Here is a 22,575-nt window from a genome sequence, read left to right as displayed (position 1 = left end):
GCCATCCACAGTAGATCGAACAGCCTCTTTTCATTTACCTGACCGTAATGTTAATCGTAATGGTCTCGCCGCCGTATTCCACAGTAATGGTTGTTTTACCAGATTCCAGTGCGGTCACGACACCATTTTCTATGGTCGCAATCTCAGGATCTTCCACTGTCCATTCAGCATCCTTGGTGACGATCTCCTCGTATCTATTTTCATAGACCGCATACAGGACGATCTCTTCAGTATTGTCTGCCTTCAAGCGCAGGGAAGAGCGCGATACTCGCAAATCTTTCACTTTCTTTTCCTCTACGACGAGCACACGATTGGTTACCTTTTTACCGCCATATTTCGCAGTAATGACAGCCTTCCCTTCAGCCAACGCTGTCACTTTACCCTCTTTTGTTACTTCGATGACCTCTTCGTCGCTAGAGGACCAAGTTGCTTTTTCTGTTACCTCTTCGGTGTTCTTGTCACTGAAGACGGCTGTCAGCGTTAGCTGCTTCTCCTCATCGATCTCCAGCACCAAATCCTTGAAGGAACTCGTCAACGAACGAATAGTTTTCTTAGAAACCGTCACCGGAATCTCCAGTTCCTCGCCCATATAGCGAACGGTAACGATGTCTTCTCCCTCTTCTTTGCCTGCCGTAATGCGGCCCTGCTTGACGTTAACTAGTCCATTTTCCGTGTCGTATTCAACATTTTTGTCTCTCGTGATGTCTTTGCGTTTTTTGCCCTCTACCTTATAAAGTCGTAAGGTTGTCGTTACTCTTGGCTTAATCCAGAAGGACGGTTCGTTTGTTTCCAACTGGAAGGCAGCTCTTTCCTTAACGGAAACCTCCACCGAATCGGTTTTGTTCCCGTCCACGGTCGTCACTGTAATCGTCGCAGTTCCAGGAGCTACAGCCGTGATCTTGCCTTCCTCATCTACCTCGACGATCTCAGAGTCGCTGCTTTCCCACTTGACTCGTTTGTTGGTAGCATTCGCTGGTTTTACAGTAGCTCGAAGGCTTTCTGTATCGCCAACACGCAGCGTTAACTCCTCTTCCTCCAACTCAACTCCGGTGACCGGCTCTCCCGTTGGCGGATTCGGCACATATAGCTCAATGGAATCATCCAGTTCGACCGTGTTTCCTGCCTGGTCGCGAAGCTGGATCAGAACTTTTTTCGTGCCATTGCCATACGTCAAGTTCCACGGTACCGTTCCCGTCACTTTTTCCCAGCTGCCCCACTTGCCTTGGTCATTGGAGATACGCATCTCTACATCTCCCAAATTGTCCGTGGCAGTAACATGCAGTCTCACGCTGGTAGAGTTGGTTAGACGATCATCATTGTTGATGACGAACGTTCCCGTTGGTGCTGTCTTATCCAAAGTAAACGTGATCTTGGTTTCGTTTCCGGAAGCATCTACGACCAGCAGTTCATGCATGCCTTCACTTGTTACCCGGTCGCCACTTGTGAACGGAGCACTATTCAACGTCGCGGTTCCTTCGTTGAATGTGATTGTCACGTCATCTTTGTAAATACCTTTGTCCTCGACTCCTGTAACAACTGGTGCATCTGCATCCAGCTCGATCGTATCGGAAACGGTTGTGATGTGCCCTGCCCTGTCTGTGATCTGCATCTCGACAGTCTTGGTTCCATCACCGGACTTCAACTGCCATGCTTTGGTTGCAGTTACTGCCTCCCAATCACTCCAGTCGTTGTCACCATTGGCGAAGCGGATCTGTACAACGCTCGTACTGTCGTTCGCTGTGATGGCGAGCGTAACATCACGGGACTTAGTGTAATTGTCTCCGTTATTGATCGTGATGGATCCAGTTGGCACCACCACATCGAGTTCAATCGTATCACTTAGCTTTATGACGTTCCCCGCTTTGTCCCGCAGCTTGACATAGACCGTTTTGGTGCCGTTTGTACTGCCATCAGCCAGCTTCCATGCTTTTGTCGCTGTGAATCGCTCCCACGTACCCGAATTGTCATCCGCGTTCGAGATTGCCATCTCGATGTCGTCTGGATTTCCTGACGCAGTGAGTTGCAGCGTAACATCTTCTGTTTTTGCAAATTCGGCTCCGTTATCGATGCTGAGCGTTCCAGTCGGTGGTGTTTTATCCAGCGTGAAACGAATCGTCGTGCGATTTTGCGCCTCGTCTGTTACGACTAGTTCATACGATCCTTCCGCACTGACGACAGAACCGCTCGTAAACGGATTGCCGTTCAGCAAGGCTGTTCCCTCGTTGAAGGTAATCGTTACGTCGCTCGCATAGACACCATCCTGGGCGACTCCTGAGACGACTGGTCCAGCAGAATCAAGTGTGATTAGCTTTTGAAGGGCAATTTGGTTTCCAGCCGGATCTCTCAGCTCTAGATAGACTGTTTTGATTCCATTCGCACTATTCAGATCCCATGGAATGTCGCCTTTTGTCGGTGCCGATTTCCACTCGCTCCACGTCAAGTTGTCATTGGACAAGCGCATTTCCACACCATGAGCATCATCCGAGTCCACACTCAAGGTAACTTTGCTCGTGTTGGTATGCGATTGACCTTGATTGATCTCAAAAGCACCCGTAGGGTTGGTCATATCGAGTGTGATCTCATCGGTAAAGCTGGCAATATTCCCTGCTTTGTCTTTTACCTCCATGTAAACCGACTTGGCTCCGTCCCCAGTCGGCAAGGTCCACGCCTTTGTTGGAGTCAGCGCTTCCCAAGAAGTCCAATTGGCTGGATCACTCGTATCATGGGAAAAGCGCATCTCTAGATCATTGCTGAAATCGGTAACGGCAATTTGTAATGTGGTTGCAAGTGAATTGGTATAATTGGCGTCACCATTGATCTTGAGACTGCCTGACGGCTTTGTTTGATCAATCGAAAATGCAAGCATTGCTGTATTGCCCGCTTCATCCGTGACCATCAACGTATAAGCGCCATCCTCATTGACGATTTCTCCGTCAGCTATCGTCTTTCCGTTCAAGGTCGCCTTTCCTTCGTTGAAGCTGATCGTGACACTCTGATTGTACAGCTTGTTGTTCTCTACCCCTGTGACAGCAGGTGCAACCGTATCGAGTGTAATCGATGCCTGTAAATCATGGGGGTTGCCAGCTTCGTCGATCAATTGTACATAGACCGTTTTCTGTCCATCCCCATTTGTTAGCTTCCAAACCTTGGTGGTCGCCACATCTTCTGGTGCACTCCAGCTGATGTTATCGTTGGACAGCTTCATTTTCACCTTGCTGGAAACGTCAGTGGCATCGATTTGCAAAGTGACATCTTGGTTATTCGTATGGGTGGCTCCGTTATTGATCGCAAGAGTACCAGTAGGCGCGGTTTTATCCAGGGTAAAGGTTACCGTAGTCGTATTCCCCGCTGTATCCGTCACTACCAGCGTATACTTGCCCTCAACACTCACCTTTGTGCCGCTGACAAAAGGAGCACCATTCAATGTTGCTGTGCCATCGTCGAAGACAGGTGTGACATCTGTTGTGTAGAAGCTGCCATTCGCAACCCCCGTCACAACAGGTGGCGTTTTGTCTAACACGATGGTATCCGATGTCGTAAACAGATTCCCTGCACCATCACGGTACCTCGCGTAGACTGTTTTTTGTCCGTCTCCACTAGCCAGGTTCCATTCCAGCTTGTTGTTGGCTGGGACAGGTATCCAACTGCCTGTAAAGTTGTTATCATTCGACACCATCAGTTCTACCGGGCCGTTCGCATCACTACCCTGAATGGTAAGCTCTACCTTTTCTGATGAAGTGGCTACGTTCCCATTATTGATCTCGATGGTCCCTGCCGGAGGTGTCGTATCCAGCACAATGCTATCCTGTGCTTGCAGGACAGTTCCTGTTCCGTCACGCAGCTCCATGAAGACCGTTTTGGTCCCTTCGCTTGTCGTAAGGGTCCAGGTAGCAGGTGTCACCAACGACTTCCATTCGCTCCAAGGACCACCTTCCACATTCGTCAAACGGTACTCGGGCTTGGCCGCGTCAGGGTCATCATGGGTCATAGTGAGCGTCACATCTGTTGAATTCGTAATCGCAGCACCGCCATTGATGGTAACCGTCGCTGTCGTAGGTGGTTCATTTACATCCGTCACCTGGATGGTCATCGTCTTGGTAAAGAAATTGCCAGCCGAGTCTGTTGCGGTGATCGGTACAGAGTAAGTCGACTTCGTTTCAAAATCAAATTTTTCCGTTGCCTTCAGTTGATTTCCCTCAACAGTAAATGGCACCGGATTGTTTAGAATGCTGAACGTAACGGTTTCTCCTTGATCAGGATCTACCGCCGAAAGCGTACCAACTACCGCTCCTATTTGATTGTTTTCAGGAATTGAATTGGACGATAAGAGGATATCAGTTGGTGGAGTGTTAGCAGCATAAGTGATTTCTAGCTGAGAAGCATAGCTAAGATTTCTTTTGTCGTAAAAAATGATTTGAGGCTGATACAAAACGGGAGCAGGTGGCGCTATTTGTCGTCCTCTTAAAACAAAGGTAGCTTTTTTGTCTGGAATATTGCTCTTGACAAAGCTGGTTACATCAAACGATTTCCACCCTGTGAAATTACTAGGAAGCATCTCATTTGCTATGATTCTTTCATGATGCATAGGTAGCGTCACCGTAGCATCATCGTTCCAGCTGTCATCAAGCGAGCCCCATAAATCAATAAAGGGCATATCTCCGCCTGTTGATTCTACCTTATGCACATAAATTCTCAGTTTGGCGGACTCAATTTTCTTCTCACTTTTCACGCCGCTCAGGTCAAAACGTAGAGCAGCATTCGCAGCCCCATAATCCCCACCAGAGTCTCGCGCATAGCCGACAATCAACGCGTTCGGAATCAATTCATACTGCAATCCATCTGGATAGGCACCAGACGCATCCACGAACTTGTCCGCCTCTACTCTAATCACATCTGTAAGATCAGCTGCGTTCGCTTTTTCTTGAATAAACACAGGTTGGACAATTGCAAACAACAAAGTAAATACCAACAAACGAGCAATCATTCTTTTCATCAATAACACTGTCCTCCTTCCTTCTTCATTTGAACTCCCCCTACTATCGACACACTCTCCCAACAAAACATCTAGTGAAACAAAAATATGGTAACAACAGTCTTTTGCAAAAAATACTAACTAAAGTTATGTCTTTTCGTAATTGTTTTTCTTCCCAATAAAAAGCCCCACCGTAAAGGGAGAAGCTTGATATATGGGGATGCTGCGCGGCGAAGCAAAAAATCTCAACATGTGCCAAACAAAATAAAAAGAACCCCAAAAATGAGGTTCCAATTGATCGTGCGTTATTTAAGGGTTAGCTCCTTCTCCCATGTCTTTTCATTGCCTTGCTCATTTTTAAAGACCAAGATCAATTTCCCCTTTTCCCCCTTCAACTCATCCTTATAAAAGAAACCAGTGAACTGTCCATTGCCACTGATGTAAAAGCCATTCCCACCAGGGATACCTTCTGTGTCGTTTTTGATCGCTTGCTCTATCGTGTTTACAATGTCAGTTTTCTCTGACTTCCACTGCATGCTAGCTAACGAATAGCCGGCAGGTCGCTGTTCGATAAAGAAATCGAAGCTATTCCCCTCGATGGGTTTCGGTTCCTGGTCGACCACGACGAGAATTTCTTTTTCCTGCTGTTCTGCGGCCACGTCTTTTGCAACGTTCTCTGGTTTCTCCTTGTTTTCTTTGTTTTCCTGAGGAACTTGCGGCGACACTTGACCAGTCGATTCTGAAGGAAGCGGTGTGCCACAAGCACTAGTAACGAGTGAGAGGACCAATACAGCCAGTAAGCTTTTCATATTATTCTTTTTCAGATTCATTGTCATTTCCACCTTTGTTTTCATTTTCAACCAATGTGAAGGAAAAAGCGACTCCATTCACGGTATTTTCCGCACCATAATCACTGCCATGCAGATCGAGGATATGTTTACAGATCGCCAATCCGAGACCCGTGCCGCCAGATTTCCGCCAGCGAGAGCTATCTACTCGATAAAATTGCTCCCATATCCGCGTTAGTTGATCGTCTGGGATGTGCGCTCCTTCATTTTCGATTCGAAACCGGATGCACTCCCGCTCACGGGCCCCCGTAATCCGAATCTCACTTGATGGATTGGCGTGCCGGACTGCATTGCCGAGCAAATTCACGATCACTTGCTCGATACGTCTTGGATCTGCCCATACGTTGATTTCTTCAGGTAAGGCGAGCCATAGTCGTACCTGCTTGTTTGCCAGCTGTAGTTGAAAGGAAGCGGCTACACGATCTATGATTTCCGATACGGGAAACGATTGTCTACGAAGCAAAATGGCTTTGGCTTCGAATTTGGACAACTCCAGCATATCCATAATGAGCTCGTTCATCTTGTCGACTTCGCTTAAAATGACGTCCATGTATCGCTCACGCTTTTCATGTGCGACATCATCTTTTAACCCTTCCGCAAAGCCCTTCACAATGCCAAGCGGGGTCTTGAGTTCATGAGAGATGTTTGCAATCAATTCTTTGCGAAGCTGCTCCATTTTTCCCTTATGCTCTAGATCCTCGCGAAGAGTGACGTTGGCACTCGTCAGGTCTTTTAATGTCTGATCCAGCTTGCCAGCTAACGTATTCAGATGGCGAGAGAGCTCACCGAATTCATCCTGAGAATGAATCGAAGCAAGTTCTGTGAAGTCCAGATTAGCCATGCGTGAAGCGGAATGACTCAGCGTAACTAATGGTTTCGTGATGATCTTCGAAAAGACAAAGGACAGCAGCAGTAAGATGACGAGGATGACTGGCGTCGCGTATAGGGAATAGCTGGTCAGCATACTTACCGCATCGCTCACTGGTTGCAACGTAGTCACCGCCAGCATGTAATTCGCCCCACCCTGATCGGAGAACCGATGAATCACGATGGCATAGTTTACACCACTCCACGGATCAGTCCACTTCCGCTGGATGAATGATCCGCTTTTCATCTGTGTAATCTCGTCGTATTGCTGCGTCAGCCATGGTCCGATTTGATCCGCTACGAGAGAATCCTGATAAAAAGGGTTATGTGCCCGCTGCTGACTAGGCAGCATGAGTTCAGAAATAACAGCCGTAATCCGGGTTAGTCCATTTTCGGACACATTTGTGGATGGACTTTGCCTTGCAATCCGTATCGGCTTCATGATCGTATCGTTCTCATCCATATAGATTCCGTCGATGGTAATCGTGTCTCCAACATGGAGTCCTTCAGGGAGATCGGTGCTTTTCATTTCTTTTAGCGGCAAGGTAATCACTTGATTTTTATTTGCTACTTTAATTTCTAGAAAATAGGGGTCGAGATTCAATTGCCTGAGCTGCTCATCTACGATCGCGATGCTAGCATCTGTGCGATTCATCAATGTACCCACCAGCTTATCCAGCTTGTGCTTGTCGGGAGGGAGTTTGGCGTACTCATCTGGGAAAGATGCCATTGCTTGCGAGAGCTCGCTTACTTTCGCATTTAAATAAAAGCGTTCAAAGAAAAACTTTTCCCCTATCAATATCAAAGCGTAGAGCAAAAAGACAAAAATAAAAGTGGCAGCAAATAATTTTGTCACAACGTTCAGTCGAAGGCGTTTCATCGTTTTGCCTCAAACTTATATCCAAAACGGATCATCGTCTGGATCAGATGCTGCTCTGTATCCAGCTTGGCGCGTAGTTTTTTCACGTGGGTATCAACGGTGCGATGGTCGCCAAAGTAGTCCATTCCCCAAACCCCATTCAATATGCTATCCCGGGACAAGACCGTCCCTTCATGCTTGATGAAGAACAGAAGCAGCTCATACTCTTTTGGTGTCAATGAAATCGGGACGCCTGCAATCGTAACGGTGTGAGCTCGTTTGTTTACCGTCAATGCTCCAAACTGAGCGATATCATCTCCCCTCCCGATGCTCCCCTCTGCCCTTTTCATCAGAGCTTTGGCACGGGCCACTAATACTTTTGGGCTAAACGGTTTGGTGACATATTCGTCCGCGCCAAGCTCGAAACCCATCAACTGGTCATCATCGTCTACTCTTGCTGTAATGATCATGATAGGAATGTCGGATTGTTGGCGGATTTTTCTGCACACGGACCAGCCATCCATCTCGGGCATCATAATATCTAGCACAACTAAATCGACAGGGTGCAGAGCGAAAAGCTCCATCGCCATTTTACCGTGATGCGCTTCGTACACTTCCCAAGCTTCTTTTTTAAAATAATCCGATACAAATTCGCGTATGAGCTCGTCGTCCTCTACGAGTAACACTTTCCGTTTCATTTCCGCACTCCTTACTCGTGGTTGTGCATTTACTGCATAGATTACCAGTTTATCGAGACCATTCCTATGACCGCCAACCTTGTTTTTACAAGATGAGTATAAATGGCTGATGTGACCGTTGTGTGTACATGAGATGGATTTGCAAAGAAAACAAACACCCGAAAACTGAAAACATGCAAAACGAGCCTTAGAATCGATTCTAGAGGCTCGTTTTGCTTTCGTTAGTCAATCTCACTTTCTCTTAATCTGACGATTGCTTGTGCCCGATTTTTTACCTGGAGCTTGCTAAAAATTTGGTGCACATGCCCTTTTACCGTCCCCAGTGTGAGATGCAGCTTGTCCGCAATATCTGAGTTGGATAACCCTTCACCGATCAGCGCTAGCACTTCCGACTCTCTTTCCGTCAATTTTTCCAATGCAGGGGATACCCGGATTTGAATATCAAGTGTAGGAAATTCCTTCTCCACACTTTTGAGCAGCATCGAAAGATAAGCCATCTCTTGCTTGGATACGTTTTTGCTTTTATAGAGCGAATAGAGCATTTTGGCAACGCCAGGGCCTTCATCCAAAAAAGTGCGTACATAGCCTTCTGGCGCGGCTAACGTCACCGCCATGCGCATACACTCCATCGCTTCATGCTGCTGTTTTTGGATCATGTAAGCTCGGCTGAGCAGAAGAAAGGCTTCAATCCGACTCCCGAGCCGATCCTTTATTTCCGCCTCGTGCTTTAAGCTGGTTAGTAGCATGATGGCTGCACTGTCGTTTTTTAAATAGATGTATGCCCGGGCCAACGTCATGCGCTCAAATTCATGTCGGGAAGCGACAATATCGACATTCATTTTCGTATAGGGCTCGGCCCAATTTTCTATTTCTTCCCGTCGATTTTCTTCGATCCATAATCGGACGCGGAATGTTTCTACAAAAGACATCCAATGGGGAGGCGCATCATGCTGGCGGCATAGCGATGTGATTTCCTCCATGGCCAGCCACATCTCGTCGTTACGGTCCTCTGCTTTTCTCCATCGGGCCAAAGTCAAATACACGGGGACCAATACGCCAAAATTCAAGGAGATGGTACCTAACTGGATAGCTCGTGGTACGAAATATTTTAACTGCTCAAAATCATTTTTCTCATAATAGAGCTCAGCCATCACGATGGAACCGTAGGCTAATATACCAAGACCACTGTGCTTCCAGATCGCCCTTAGTTTTGGATAATATTCATTCACGTTGGACAAATACCCGCTCAAGGCCACACGACTACGCAGCACGTACGGCTCATCCGAATTCAGCTCTATGCCGACGATGAAGTAGCGGCTGAATTTTGGCTTCATTTGAACTGATTCTTCCATATATTTGAGGGAAAGGTCTACATTTCCCCGCATTACTTCTATATATCCCCGGAGCACACACATTTCTACTCGACAGTCGTCAAAGCTCCCATGATTGATCCGTGTTGCTTCGTCAGCCAATTGAAGGAGGATTTCCGCCTGATCAATTTCGTTGGACACAGCATGCAGCCAAGCAAAAGCAATGCACAGCTCGGGGTTGCATTCTAACCAGGACTTCTCAAAGTATTTCATCCATCTGCGCAGTGTTATATTTTCGTACTGTTTCAACATCCACGGCGCATGTGCGACGATCAAACGGCTCGCCCGGGTCCAATCTTTTCCGAGAAACGCATGCTCAGTCGCCTCCATTATCCACCCGTGACTTTCAAACCAACAGCTTGCAGAGATATGTAGGGCAGGAAGCAATTCGTTATATGTTTTCCTTACATGGGAAAGCAGAAGTTCTGCGAACAAATGGTGATAACGATACCACTCATTTATGCCATCCAGCGCGATGACAAATGAATTCGTTCTCTCGAGCATGCGAAGGATGTCGTGAGCGTCTGGCTCTCCGGTAACCGCTGCGCATAGATCTCCTGTCAGACGCGGCAGTATGGACGTTTTCAACAAAAACATCTGCACCTTTTCTGGAAGTCGTTTCAATACTTCTTCCGTCAAATATTCTCCGACATACTTATCGTTACCGGAAAATTGATGAATGACCTTAGACGCTTCAGGCTTTCCATGCATGGATAAGGCCGCTAACTGCAAACCAGCAACCCATCCCTCCGTTCGTTTACTTAGCGAGCCAATATCTTGTTCTGACAGACTCAGACCAAGTTGCTCATGGAATAAGCGTCGACACTCCTCCTCATTGAACCGAAGAGTGTCTGAGCCCAGTTGCTTCAACTGTTTCCGAACGCGTAGACGGTGAAGGGCAAAAGGAGGTTCCTCCCGCGTAATCAGGACGACATGCATATAGAAGGAAGCATGCTGGATCAGTGTCTGCAGTCCTTCATGAATGGAAGGTTCCTTAATGAGATGGTAATCGTCCAATACCAGATAAAAATCACGTTCAAACCCCGCAATTTCTTCGAGTAACACGGACATCAACTGCTCAGCAGAGGCCGTGTACTGTGGGTGGAGCACCGAGGAAGATTCTTTGCCCAAGTCTTCCTGAGCCATATCAATTGCCCTAGCAAAATATCGCCAAAAGCGCACGGGATCGTTATCTGATTCATCCAGAGAGATCCAACCGGTCGGTTTGCCAGAATTTTGTGTCCATTGACTGACTGCTGTTGTTTTACCGAAACCGGCTGGCGCGCACACGAGAATCAATCTTGCAGCGCCCGCGTCATCGATTTCTTTCAATATCTGATGTCGAAGTAACAAGTCCGAACCATACTTCGGAACATGAAGCTTGGTTGCGATAAGTGGACTGTACGTTAATAAATCCATACGCATCTCCTGCCTAGAGTTAAATGACATTCATGAAGGAAACATGGAAAGTAGCCTTGCTATCGATGACCTGAAGCGCAATGAGGTTGGCTAACGAGGAAAAAGAGTCTATATAAAGATAGGAAATATTGCTCAGATTAAAGATACAGCAAAGTGATCCCTGAGTGGATATTTTTTTTATGAACGTTGCTTCCAAACAGAGAAAAACCCGACCATTACAGATGTCGGGTTTACTTTGAGTCATCTAAGCATTCTGTTGATTCGTCTGGCTTCTATTGCGACTTTTTTACTGTACAGCCTTTTATCCTGTTTGAGTTGCAGCACCTTGGCACACTGGTGAGCCTTTCTCAAAACATTACTGCTGTAGTTGTTTGTCGATTTTAACATCTGGTCGGCCCAGCGGTACGCTTCTCTAGCCAAAGACTCGTCGCTGTCCTTTGCCTTCAAGCTGATATCCAACAAAGTCTCGCTCAAGCTTCTGCCCAAACCGGCACTCCTCCAGGAGGAAAAGAGTTTGAGCTCTGGCTCGCACTGTTTAACGCTGGCAAAAGCCTGAACCCAGTCCTGCTTGAGCAAATGAATTTCGGCCATTTTTAGCCAAAGGAATACTTTGTCAAACGAATCTTCCTGTTCCGGGAGATCCTGTGTGAGATAGTGAAGTGCCTTGTCGTACTCTTCCAATTGTTTTGCCTGATGATACAGCAGAGAATAATTCTTTTTGTCAGAGCCCAGTTGCTCTTCTAGCTTCCCCAGTAATTTCCTGGCTTCTGCCATGTTACCGAAATCGCTTGCTCTGTCCATTAACGTAATCAAGGACTCATCCTCGCGATTGGCAGGGTAATTCCTAGCCTTGGATTGAAACCATCGCTCCATATGTTCAGCCGTATACATCGTTTCCAGCTCCTCTTTCTTATCCTGAAAGAAAGAGCTGAACCGGTACAGATCGTTCTCTTCGATATACGTGATCGCCTCTTCAATCCCCGCCGAAATGATATACTCGGTGTCAAAGCCATAGTATGTATCGAAATTGCTTAATTTTGCCTGCTCAAACAGTGGGATATGGTTAACATCCTTAAACTTCGCCAACAAATAAGCCACGATATCCATGGATTCATGTAATCCCTGATACGGATGGGACTTATGCATCTCAATCTCTTGGCTCATCAAATAGTGCAGGAACTCCTTGTCTGCTTCTGTCACAGTCTGATCGTATTGAAGCTGAACGATCAGCGCGTATCTTTTCAGCCCGTTCTCGTCATAACTGTATGCATCCTTACACTTGCTATAAGCAAAAGAGCCCCAGCGGTCTTTGGAATGTTTGATCAGTGGCAATTGCTCGGGTATTTGGTGGATTTCCATATGCGATTCTCCTCTCCCCGGAATGGGACGGCAGCGCCTTACTCATCTTTTTCCATTCTAATCGTCTACAATTGACAATACAATTTTCAAAGTGGTTAAATGTAATATGTTTACATTTTTCAGGAGGTGTACAATATTGGAGCAACAACCGCCATCACCATTGGAACCGACAGACTTTTCTCCTCTTGCCCAGCAAGAGCCACCAAAAAACATAGGAGATTTATCGAAATCGTACGACAGGGCAACGATTTTTTTCACGAGATGGGGAGCCCATGTTCTTGATCATATTCTTCTCGCTTGTTTTCTAATCGGATTGCTCTCACTCGGGGTTTCCATTGATAAAGACGCCAACGGTCTCTACTTCTTCATCCTAGCCGCAATTATCCTATGTTCTTATTATGTACTGTTAGAAGGACTTACCGGATATACGATCGGAAAATTTACGTTCCGCATCATTGCTGTCAATGCGGAAGGACGACCACCAGGGTTATGGAAATCATTTATTCGCTCCCTCATTCGTCTATTCGAAGCAAATGTATTTCTACTAGGCGGGTTGCCAGCCGGTATCAGTGTGTTGGCTTCTGACAAAAGACAACGGTTAGGCGATCTAGCAGCGAATACATACGTCGTTAAAGTGAAGGATCTGAACAACGTCAGCAAAAAGCAAACAACCGTACTCGCTGTTGTCTTCTCCATCGTAGCTGTTTTATCCATCATTGGTATGATTTTTGGGATAGTCGATCTCGCATCAAGAACGCCTACCGAAGAAATTTTCTATAGCAGGGATAAAAAGTTTCAAATTACAGCGCCTTCGGATTGGGGCAAGGATTCAGCCCTCCACGATGAAGCTGATTTACAAATCTCCAATCGTTTTAGCGAAAAGTATGTATTGGTACTGTCAGAATCGAAACAGGATCTAGACAGTTCATTCACGCTTCAAGATTATGCCCAAGTCATTGAAGCAAATCTTCAAGAGGGTGTAGAAAATGTATCCGTTGATAAACAGATTCGTACTGTAGTCGACAACCAGGTGGCTATCCAATTCAATGCCAAAGGCGAAGTAGACGGCATTAAGGTCGCTTATATTGTGACATTGGTCGAAACGCCTACACATTTTCATCAAATCATGGCTTGGACAGAAGAAAAAAGATTTGAGTCCCTCAAGCAAGAGCTGCAAAAGGTCAGTGCAAGTTTTCGCGAGGTAAAATAGCGACTGCCTTCTCCGTGGTTTCAATAAAAAATGAAAAGAGGAGCTCTTCTTAGGGCTCCTCTTCGCACTTCTCCGTTTTCTTTCCACTCAAACGCTATTTCTCTATCGGCTCTTTATCACTGGCCTTTTTGTTGGCTATTTGATTTCCCCACGGAGGTTCTGTTCTCATCAAGTGTCGTACAAAATAATCCCATTTTCTGCGGATAAAGTACGGTTCCAAAGAAAAGCCGTGATGTCGGTTGGGCAAAAGTAGCATGTCAAAATCTTTGTCCGCTTTAATCAGCGCATCCGCCATTCGAATCGTTTGGGAAGGATGCACATTTTCATCCATATCTCCGCTCACCAGTAAGAGCTTTCCTGTCAGATTGGCTGCCAGACGTGCATTGTCTTGTTCCCTGTACAAGTCCGGATCATACAGACCTTGATAGCGTTCTGCCCATGCTGCTATATACAGTCGTTGATCATGATTCCCACACGCGGAAACCGCAGCCTTGTAAAACTCAGGAAATGAGAGCATGGCCCTTGTCGAAGCGTAGCCTCCCCCTGACGAACCCCAAATGCCTACTCGATCAACATCCACATATGGGTAGCGTTCAGCCAATTGCCTTACCGCTGTCACATGGTCAAGCAAACCTCCTGCTTCCTCCAATTTTCCGTTTGAGATATCATGGAACCCTTTGGAACGATAAGGTGTCCCCATTCCATCTAGGATCAATACGATAAAACCCAACTGCGCCAATGATTGTCCACCACCCAGCGGGTCATGGCTTCGACCGGGATCGAGCGCGAAAGCTTTCGGCGTATTGATGATCTGAGGTCCCCCGTAAATGTAATCTACGACCGGATACTTGCGTGAAGGATCAAACGGGAATGGACGCAGCATCACCCCATAAAGATCGGTCACACCGTCTCGTGCTTTGACGGTAATCCTTTCTGGAAATTGGTACCCCATCTCGAGCAGCATTTCCACATCAGCGTGCTCCAATTCGCGAATCAGGGTGCCATCTACCGAGCGCAAAACAGAAACAGCCGGCAAATCAACTCGTGAAAACGTATCGACGAAATACTTCATAGTGGGAGAAAACACAACATCATGCTCTGCATCTTCTGGCGTCAGCAACGACAGATCCGTTCCATCCAGGCGAACACGATACAGGTGTTGATAATAAGGATCGCGCCCCTCTTCTAGCCCCCCTCCAGTGATATACACCCATCCCTGCTGCTCGTCCACTGCCATCAATCTTCGTACCGTCCAGGAACCCGATGTGATCGCATTGCGAATTTCCCCCGTATTGCCATCGCAATGGTAGAGGTGGCTCCACCCATCGCGCTCTGAGTGCCAAATGAACGAACCATCGCCCAATAACCGAATATTCGGATTAGCTGCTCCGAGATTATGCAGGTCTTGGTTCAAAAACGTATCGCTTTCTTCCCGCAGTAGCGTGCAAACCTCACCAGAGCAAGGATCAGCTACGGAAAAATCGACAGAGCGGGCATCCCGGGACATCCGGGCGAAATAAACCTGTTTACTGTCGGCTGACCATCCGGCCATTTGCATCCCCGGAGTGAGGGGTGAGACTGGACAGGCCAGTAAAGGCTCGCTTTCAATCTGGACTGTGGTTCGCCTTTCCAAATCACAGACGACCAGCTCTGCCAACGGTACGTGTGGATCGCCAACCAGTGGATAACGGTACGAGTGCAGTACCGGTCTTACTTCTTCGCCTTTCGGAACTGATTGAATCAGATGCAAATTGCGCACCTTTCTTTGGTCAAGCCGATGGGTCAACAGCATCTTGGAATCAGGGGACCAAATGGCCACTGGAGGGAGCTTCATGTTTGCCAATCGCTCCGCCACCGTCGAGAGTCGACATTCGGGTTGGGTTCCGTAATCATAGTAAGCCTTGCCGTCGCGGGTCAGCCTGATACGCTTTCCGGTTTCGAGTGACCGAACATACAAGTTGTGATCATATACGAACGCCACCCATTTTCCATCTGGAGACGGCAGTTCATCCATCGACGGCTTCTCAACTTTATCTATTGGCTTGCAGCTGTATTCCTGTAAATCACAGTTCCAAACAGTACCGCCCACCTCAAACTGGAATGACGATCCATTCTCGGTAAACAAAAGTTCCCCAAGTGGCAATGTTTCTGCGCTATACGTTTCTCCTGCCCTTCTTGACAAACAGACGGCTAATCGCGCGTGATCGAATGCTGGCTGACTCGTATTCTGCTCAGCATCCACGATCACATATTGCCTGCCAGTACCCTTTTCCAAACGGAGTTCACGGATGTACCAGAACTGATTCCCGCTGATCCAATTTGGCCTGACAAAAGCATTGAATACTGCGTCGTAATAATTGGCGGGATGCAAGCGTTGTGCCCTCTCATACTGTTCCCATGTGACAACATTCTCCATCTGAATCCCCCTCTTTCAAAGTGAGATGCAAGAATCATGTGCTTCACATTTTCAAACATGAAATTTCCTTAATTATCCATTTGTTAGATGCATATGTAAATTCCGCGATAATATATCTCCGAATTTACTTTTTTAGCACCCGAGGAGTAAATCTTTTTTCTTCACTTCTCCGCTATCATTGTTTGGTTCCTACCCGATCTCTTCGCCTTGTACATGGCCTCGTCAGCTACATGCATCAGATCTTCAGCCGAAACAGCGTGGGAAGGATAGTGCGCAATGCCTTGTGACACGGTCAGCGGCTGCCCGATTGGATTTGTACTTGTTTCTAAGGTATGGCGTATTCGTTCGGCCACCTGATAGGCCTCCTCCAAGCCAGCATGGGAAACAAGGACAACAAATTCCTCACCGCCAAAGCGACTGCTCACATCTTCTGGCCGAAGTGATGAAGAAATCATTTTCGCAAAATGTTTCAACACCTCATCTCCAGACTGATGACCATACGTGTCATTAATGGACTTAAATCGATCAAGGTCCATCATAATAAGAGAAAAGGGGATTTGCTCCATCATCCATTTTTCCATGGTTTCCTCGAGCGTTCTTCGGTTCGTTAGCCCTGTCAAAGGGTCTGTTCGAGCATCATGAGCCAACTGATCTGTCTGTTTTTTGATATCGTTTAATGTAAAGCGAATGGCTCGCGTTAACAGCTCAGCCTCTCGATTCCAATGCTGTTTACCTTCCGAGAACTCAACCTCTTCTCTACCCGCCTTGCTCACAAGATCGGCCAGGGATACGAAAGGCCTTGCTACTTTGCGCGCGAGCCCAATCACAACTAGCATTAATAATAAAAAGGGAGGCAACGTATACAACAAAACGCATTGAATATCACGATTTACTTGTTCATAAACAACACTGATAGGCGAAACGACAACGACACCCCAGTCATTTTCAGGAACCTTCACGTAAGCGGCTAATACCGTCTGCCCTCTCAAGTTGACGATTTGTTCATAGCCACTTTTCCCTTGAATCAGCTTTCGCACAGCTGGATTCGCACTGATATCCTCTCCGATCCGACTTGTATCACGATGGAACAACAAATGACCATCAGATCCTACGATGTAGAAAGATGAACCTAGTTCGTCTGTTGGATTACTCCCTAAGATCGCATTCAATATGTTATCTTCATGAAGATAAATCGTTCCCCCGATAAACCCCCGGTAGAGCCCGTCCTTATCAAATATGGGCTCGCTCATCAGTACGATGAGTCGCTTGGTGTTTGCAGTTACGTAAGGCTTAGAAATGTATGGCTTTTTTAAAGCCAATGCCGATTTCGCTGTTTCCGTTTTAATATAGCTTCCTACGGTACCAATATATCCGGGAGACACACTTCGAACCAGCCCGGTTTCATCTATCACGGTAACCGAATTAAAATAGTTGTTTGTACGGCGGATCAATTCAAGCTTTGAATATACCTCATCTGCATACATCTCGTTCCTATTGGAAAAGATGCTCGCCGAATACTGTAAGCTACTCCGCATGGATTTTATCAAAGCGTCTATGGTGTGACTCATTTTGAGTGCACTTGTGTGATTTAAGGTCAACGTCGTGTGAATCAGTGCCTGTTTTTTGGATTGATAGAATGAGATAAGAAGAATCGTAACAGTCAGAACAACGGATAAAGAGACTAGTCCTGTTAATAGTGCCACCAGGCTAATCTTTTTCGAGTGGTTTGCTTTTTTTTGTAAGACAGGCATCGAATGCCCCCTTGTATTTAGCATGAGAGATAATCAATAAATAAAAAATAGTCTAACACTTGATAATATTCATTTCAAGTATATAAGGAAGTTCAAGTAGCCGACTTTTGGCTTGTGGACATAAAAAAGCCACCTTTGTCAGGTGGTAGTTTCGCGTAGTACATCATTATCTAGGAGACCCGAAAGCTTTGTCTTCTCATCCACATCGTTGCAACCCACTTTTCCCCATGGATCACTTGTGTCCCTGCATGCAAAGTGAAATCGTTTAATTCTTGATTGCTATAAAAATATTCAAAGTAGACAGCCATGCCTTTCGTAGGGAAAACAGATAAATGAAGCAAAGGGAACACCGTTTCTCCGCCTTGCTCCACATCATTCAAATACATCACGAGCGTACTAATACGATTGTTCGTACTTGCTCGACTCGTTTCTGCAAAGAAATCATAATGGGGTTTATATTCTTGGCCAGGGGTATATCGTAGAACTTGCAAGCCATCACCGTGCTCAATAGGAATGTTCATGATTTGAGAGATTCGCTTCTCGATTCTTGTAATCGTCTCCGTCTGCTCGCAGAACACCCCGCTGCTCGTCCGAATAGAATTGACTGAACCATCTTCGCCTATTTTTGAGCGTTGCAATCTTTCTCTGGAATGTTCGATTAGCTCATCGCATTCACTATCGCTAAGCACATTTCCTAACACGACAACCAGTGGTTCCTCATACTTAGCAAGAATTCGAATCTCTCGATCTGCTGTCTTGATCCTATTCCCAGTATGATCAAATATTGTCCGTTCTTTCTCTGTCGTGTGCTCTATCATTATTATGCACCCCATATATATGACTTCCATCGCAAAAAATAGAATACCATAAAATGTGTAATTTCAATCAATAAATTTTAGAAAAATAAAAATATTTTTAACTGTTACTTGATGCTAATTGGCTTATGAAATAAACCCGTCTCCTATATGGTAAGAGACGGGTTTGTAAAGCATCTTCTAAGTGACATGTGTCTATGTGAAAAGTTATTTTCATGCCTCTTTTTGTTTTTGAACGTGGTACGTATTCTTCCGGAATACACTAATCATGTATCCGCATATCCCCCCTATAAGAGAAGGCAGCAGCCAGCCCAAACCTACATCATACAGCGGAAGGTACTGAGTAAAATAATGTTGGACAACACTGTTTTCGACTCCAGCAGCCTTTAAGCCATCAAACAGACTAATCAGAAAAGTGAAAAGTAAACTTCCTTGATACACTTCTGGCCTTCCATTGAATGCTTTGTGCAGAAACGTCAAGAAGAGTAGCGAGATGGCAATCGGGTACATGGTCATTAAGATCGGAACGGAAACCTTAATGAGTTGCGTTAATCCAATATTAGCAACGAGAGTACTGAAAACAGACAAAATAACCGCGAATTTTTTGTAAGAGATCTTCGGAAACAATGAATGAAAAAAAGAAGAGCAGGCTGTAATAAGCCCTACACTTGTAGTCAAACATGCCACTGTAATCATTAATCCCAATAAAATGCCACCATAAGAACCAAAGTAGTAATTCGAAACTTTCGCCAAAACTTCCGCTCCATTTTCTAAGTGGCCCAACTTTTCTACACTAGATGCACCCATAAAGGAAAGTGCGGTATAAAAAAGAGCGAGAAGTAAACCGGCTATCATTGTTGCTTTTGCGCACGCAGCCAAAACTTGTTTTTTGGCAGTAACTCCTTTTTCCTTAATCGCATTCACGATGATCATTCCAAAAACAAAAGCTACAAGCGCATCCAATGTTAAATACCCTTCTTGAAAACCCTTGAAAAATACATGGGATGTGTAATCTGCTTGCGGGGCTTGAAGGGATCCAATTGGATAAATAATAGCCGTTACTACAATAATTCCGATAAACGTTAATTTAATTGGAGTTAAGATTTTTCCGACTACATGGATAATTTTCATAGGATTGAGCGATAAGAAGCAGGCAATTGCGAAAAACAGGATGGTAAATAGAATCAGCGGTGCCGAACCTGCTTGTTCTGATAGGAAAGGCTTTACCCCAATATCAAACGATACATTGCCGGATCTAGGTATCGCAAAAAACGGACCGATTGCTAAATAAAGAACAATCGTGAATAACATTCCGAATACAGGATGCACCCGACTGGCTAAGGAGCGCAAGTCGTCTTTTCCCGAATAAACAAAGGCTGTGATCGCTAGCAAAGGTAACCCAACCCCTGTAACCAAAAAGCCTGCATTGGCTATCCATACATTTGTTCCTGCTAATTGGCCAAGCATTGGCGGAAAAATTAAATTACCCGCTCCAAAAAACAAAGCAAATAACATGAATCCTATCGTAACTACAAAAGAAACTGGCGCTTTCTGTGACACAACAATCCTCCTAATTGTTCTCTATCTCTCATTCATAAATGTTCATTCAGATGGTTGCTTACCCAACCCTCATTTATACATTCTGATACTATACTCCAAATAAACATTCTTTTCAAACACATGAATCTTCTTTCTCTTCCAAATATGAAGGAGCTCGACACTCCAATCACTATGAGCTCAGATACTCCAAGTTTCCGAAAATCAAGCTTACATCCCTGATACAGTTTACTACAAGCACCCCCAGTGTCGCAGCAGGAAGTACCTTCCCTGGAAACCACCTATCATTTATGTATTTCTTGGAAGAGGGAGATTCAACCCGCCATCAGTCAAATTTATATATTTCAGAAAATATTTATTTTTCTTAACTTGAAATCAATTGTCAATTTTCCTTATAATTACAATTAAGCCTTTTGTTGAGAGAAGGCACATGTAATTCTATTTCTTTGGGAAGGAGGTGCAACCTCATGAAAAAAGTCGTAAAGGTAGCAGTAAACAAGAACAAACAAGTGCAAGAAATGAAAGCACTGAAATGGCGTGTAGTTGTTGATGTGTGCTTGTAAGAGAATCAAAAAAGCATGCGTTATCTCCGTATATAAAACTTGGAAAGGACGGGATTGCCCATGAAAAAGGTAGTGAAAGCACAACTTTCTAACAATCAAAACGTTCAAGAAATGAAATTGCTTTTTCATCCAATTATGACACTTGCATGTAAAAAGTAATCGATCGTTCAAGAGCACCTCGTGTGCTCTTGAATTTTTTGCATAGAGTTCTCGCTTTCCAGGCAGTAAGCAAACATGACGGGATGGTGCTGTTTATGAATCAAGCACATTTGTTGGAAAAATATCATCAGTTGAGAGAGCTTGCCGAGGACGCAGACGCATGGCTGGAATCAGAGATCGGTTCCGATCTTTGGGTGGATGGAATTAACGTATTTTTAACGGTATCACCAGAGGATTTTATTGAGGGACTTGAGAGATTCGAGGGTAACTACGGTTTTAAGAATCATGGAATTGTAAGCGATATACGTCAATTTCAACGTTATTGTAGGGAAGCATCTGCGGATGGTGAATTTCCTTTATATCAGGCTCTAGCAGTTGGGATGACCTGGTTAAGCTTACAGCCTCAAATAAACGGCGGCTATTTCAACTTGCCTGTTCAAATTACCAATCACTCCATCGCTTTGTTGTTAAGCCCAACCTATTTAGCTGTTTGGGCACATAGTTACAATGAAGGGATTGGATTATACTTAGATTTACACTCGACGCTACCCACGTTATTCCGACCAGAGCATGGTCGGATCTATCAAAATGCAGGATCGTATTTGGAGGGAAATCACATCAAGTTCCCTTTTCAAAATTACTTCCACGAAATTGCTCATATCCTCTTCTTCCATGACGTCTATCAACGTTTACTGGGGAGCGAAGACGAATGCAGAAGCTACTGGACACATATCGAAGCATGCATTTATGGTCTTGAGGAGCAAGTGCTAGCTGAAATGATGGAAGTACAACCAGACTTGCATGCCATCGATGATGGATTCGGAAGTAGTAAAGGATTCGAGGATTTTATCTCTTATCGATTTGGAATTCTTGGTGCTCAAGAGGATAGATCGATACCAAAAGACACGGTTCGCACTTACATCAAAAGAAACATGCAATTAGGCGAAGCGAATGAAAACATCCCTGATAATGAGGTAAAAGCGAGGATTCTTGCTAGTCATAAGCTAGATGAAGAACGATTAGAAGAGCTCGATACATACTGCAAGTCATTTGCTACGGCATTGCAAGTACATAGCTTGTGGGGAATCAAAAGCTATCAACGAAATTCGATTCCAGCGTTTCGTGAAGTGGTAGAGTTACTCTCTCCTGATGCGTACTGTTTGCAAAAACTCGAAGAATCTATGCGACCAGATTCATGGAGTACATTAGAGGATTTGTTATCGAAAAATCCGTTTGTTGAGGTATGCTCTCAAATAAGAGAAAAAAATATTCAAGTATGGAACTGGCGTGATACCCTGTCTCGGTTGGCAGAAATGCGCGGATATTTGGCAAACGCGAATGAACCTGGTTATGATGAGACCAATCAAGAGCTATTTGAGATAGCAAAGCGTTTAGCTAAAGTAATTCATGAGGAGAAACAAAAAGTGGGCCCGGAAGAGCAGCATGAAAGCCAGCACGCCGACATGAAACGAGAAATTAACGAATCATTAAACCGATTGCCTAACGTGGAAGTACGCGATCATTTGCACAATCTTCTCTCCAAACCCTATTACTTTGTGTTAGAGCCCAATTAATAGCTGATTATGAGTCAAAGACCGGCGATATTTACTATGTTGGTCTTTGTTTTTTTATGTAACGTACACATATGCCGCTATGACATTCAGATTTTATCCTTTTTTTAGAAATCGTTTAGGCTTTGTTTTGAAATTGCG

The 22,575-nt window shown here is 45.2% G+C and carries 12 protein-coding genes; 2 read left to right on the top strand and 10 right to left on the bottom strand.

Annotated features, from left to right (window positions below):
* Positions 1 to 34: 34 nt before the first annotated feature.
* The 6 genes from PMI05_RS27060 to PMI05_RS27035 form a co-directional block, all read right to left on the bottom strand.
* Complete coding sequence (locus tag PMI05_RS27060) at positions 35 to 4,993, bottom strand: Ig-like domain-containing protein (protein WP_007728822.1); 4,959 nt, start codon at positions 4,991 to 4,993, stop codon at positions 35 to 37.
* A 284-nt stretch (positions 4,994 to 5,277) separates the two neighbouring features.
* Positions 5,278 to 5,802 (bottom strand): hypothetical protein, encoded by a 525-nt coding sequence (locus PMI05_RS27055; RefSeq protein WP_007728821.1) that lies wholly within the window; start codon positions 5,800 to 5,802, stop codon positions 5,278 to 5,280.
* Complete coding sequence (locus tag PMI05_RS27050; protein WP_007728819.1) at positions 5,783 to 7,567, bottom strand: HAMP domain-containing sensor histidine kinase; 1,785 nt, start codon at positions 7,565 to 7,567, stop codon at positions 5,783 to 5,785. Before PMI05_RS27050 ends, PMI05_RS27055 begins: the two co-directional genes overlap by 20 nt.
* On the bottom strand, positions 7,564 to 8,244 hold the full coding sequence (locus PMI05_RS27045; RefSeq protein WP_007728818.1) for a response regulator transcription factor: 681 nt from the start codon (positions 8,242 to 8,244) through the stop codon (positions 7,564 to 7,566). Before PMI05_RS27045 ends, PMI05_RS27050 begins: the two co-directional genes overlap by 4 nt.
* Positions 8,245 to 8,465: 221 nt before the next feature.
* Entirely contained in the window at positions 8,466 to 11,033 is a 2,568-nt protein-coding gene (locus PMI05_RS27040) for a LuxR C-terminal-related transcriptional regulator (RefSeq protein ID WP_007728816.1), read from the bottom strand.
* 240 nt (positions 11,034 to 11,273) lie between these two features.
* Positions 11,274 to 12,392 carry a hypothetical protein gene (locus PMI05_RS27035; RefSeq protein ID WP_007728814.1) on the bottom strand — a complete coding sequence of 373 codons (1,119 nt, stop codon included), beginning with the start codon at positions 12,390 to 12,392 and terminating at the stop codon, positions 11,274 to 11,276.
* 136 nt (positions 12,393 to 12,528) lie between these two features.
* Here PMI05_RS27035 and PMI05_RS27030 point away from each other — a divergent pair, with 136 nt between their 5' ends.
* A complete protein-coding gene (locus PMI05_RS27030; protein ID WP_007728812.1) occupies positions 12,529 to 13,602 on the top strand; it encodes an RDD family protein in 1,074 nt (357 codons plus the stop codon).
* Between the two features lie 94 nt (positions 13,603 to 13,696).
* Here the strand turns inward: PMI05_RS27030 and PMI05_RS27025 are convergent, their stop codons facing one another.
* The 4 genes from PMI05_RS27025 to brnQ all read right to left on the bottom strand — a co-directional run bounded on the left by PMI05_RS27025 (position 13,697) and on the right by brnQ (position 20,144).
* Complete coding sequence (locus PMI05_RS27025; protein ID WP_007728808.1) at positions 13,697 to 16,018, bottom strand: DPP IV N-terminal domain-containing protein; 2,322 nt, start codon at positions 16,016 to 16,018, stop codon at positions 13,697 to 13,699.
* Positions 16,019 to 16,179: 161 nt separating this feature from the next.
* The gene (locus tag PMI05_RS27020; RefSeq protein WP_007728806.1) at positions 16,180 to 17,769 is read right to left on the bottom strand and encodes a sensor domain-containing diguanylate cyclase; all 1,590 of its coding nucleotides are present in this window, start codon (positions 17,767 to 17,769) and stop codon (positions 16,180 to 16,182) included.
* A gap of 170 nt (positions 17,770 to 17,939) precedes the next feature.
* Complete coding sequence (locus PMI05_RS27015; protein WP_039961479.1) at positions 17,940 to 18,587, bottom strand: 2OG-Fe(II) oxygenase; 648 nt, start codon at positions 18,585 to 18,587, stop codon at positions 17,940 to 17,942.
* Between the two features lie 210 nt (positions 18,588 to 18,797).
* Positions 18,798 to 20,144, bottom strand: coding sequence for a branched-chain amino acid transport system II carrier protein (brnQ, locus tag PMI05_RS27010; RefSeq protein WP_007728803.1), 1,347 nt, complete (start codon positions 20,142 to 20,144; stop codon positions 18,798 to 18,800).
* 814 nt (positions 20,145 to 20,958) lie between these two features.
* Between brnQ and PMI05_RS27005 the strand changes: the two genes are divergently transcribed.
* Positions 20,959 to 22,437 (top strand): hypothetical protein, encoded by a 1,479-nt coding sequence (locus PMI05_RS27005; RefSeq protein ID WP_238543363.1) that lies wholly within the window; start codon positions 20,959 to 20,961, stop codon positions 22,435 to 22,437.
* Positions 22,438 to 22,575 lie beyond the last annotated feature (138 nt).

This window comes from Brevibacillus sp. BC25 (assembly GCF_000282075.1).
Lineage (GTDB): Bacteria > Bacillota > Bacilli > Brevibacillales > Brevibacillaceae > Brevibacillus.
The sequence above is the reverse complement of the archived record's forward strand: the minus strand, read 5'-3'. Positions and strand labels throughout refer to the sequence as shown.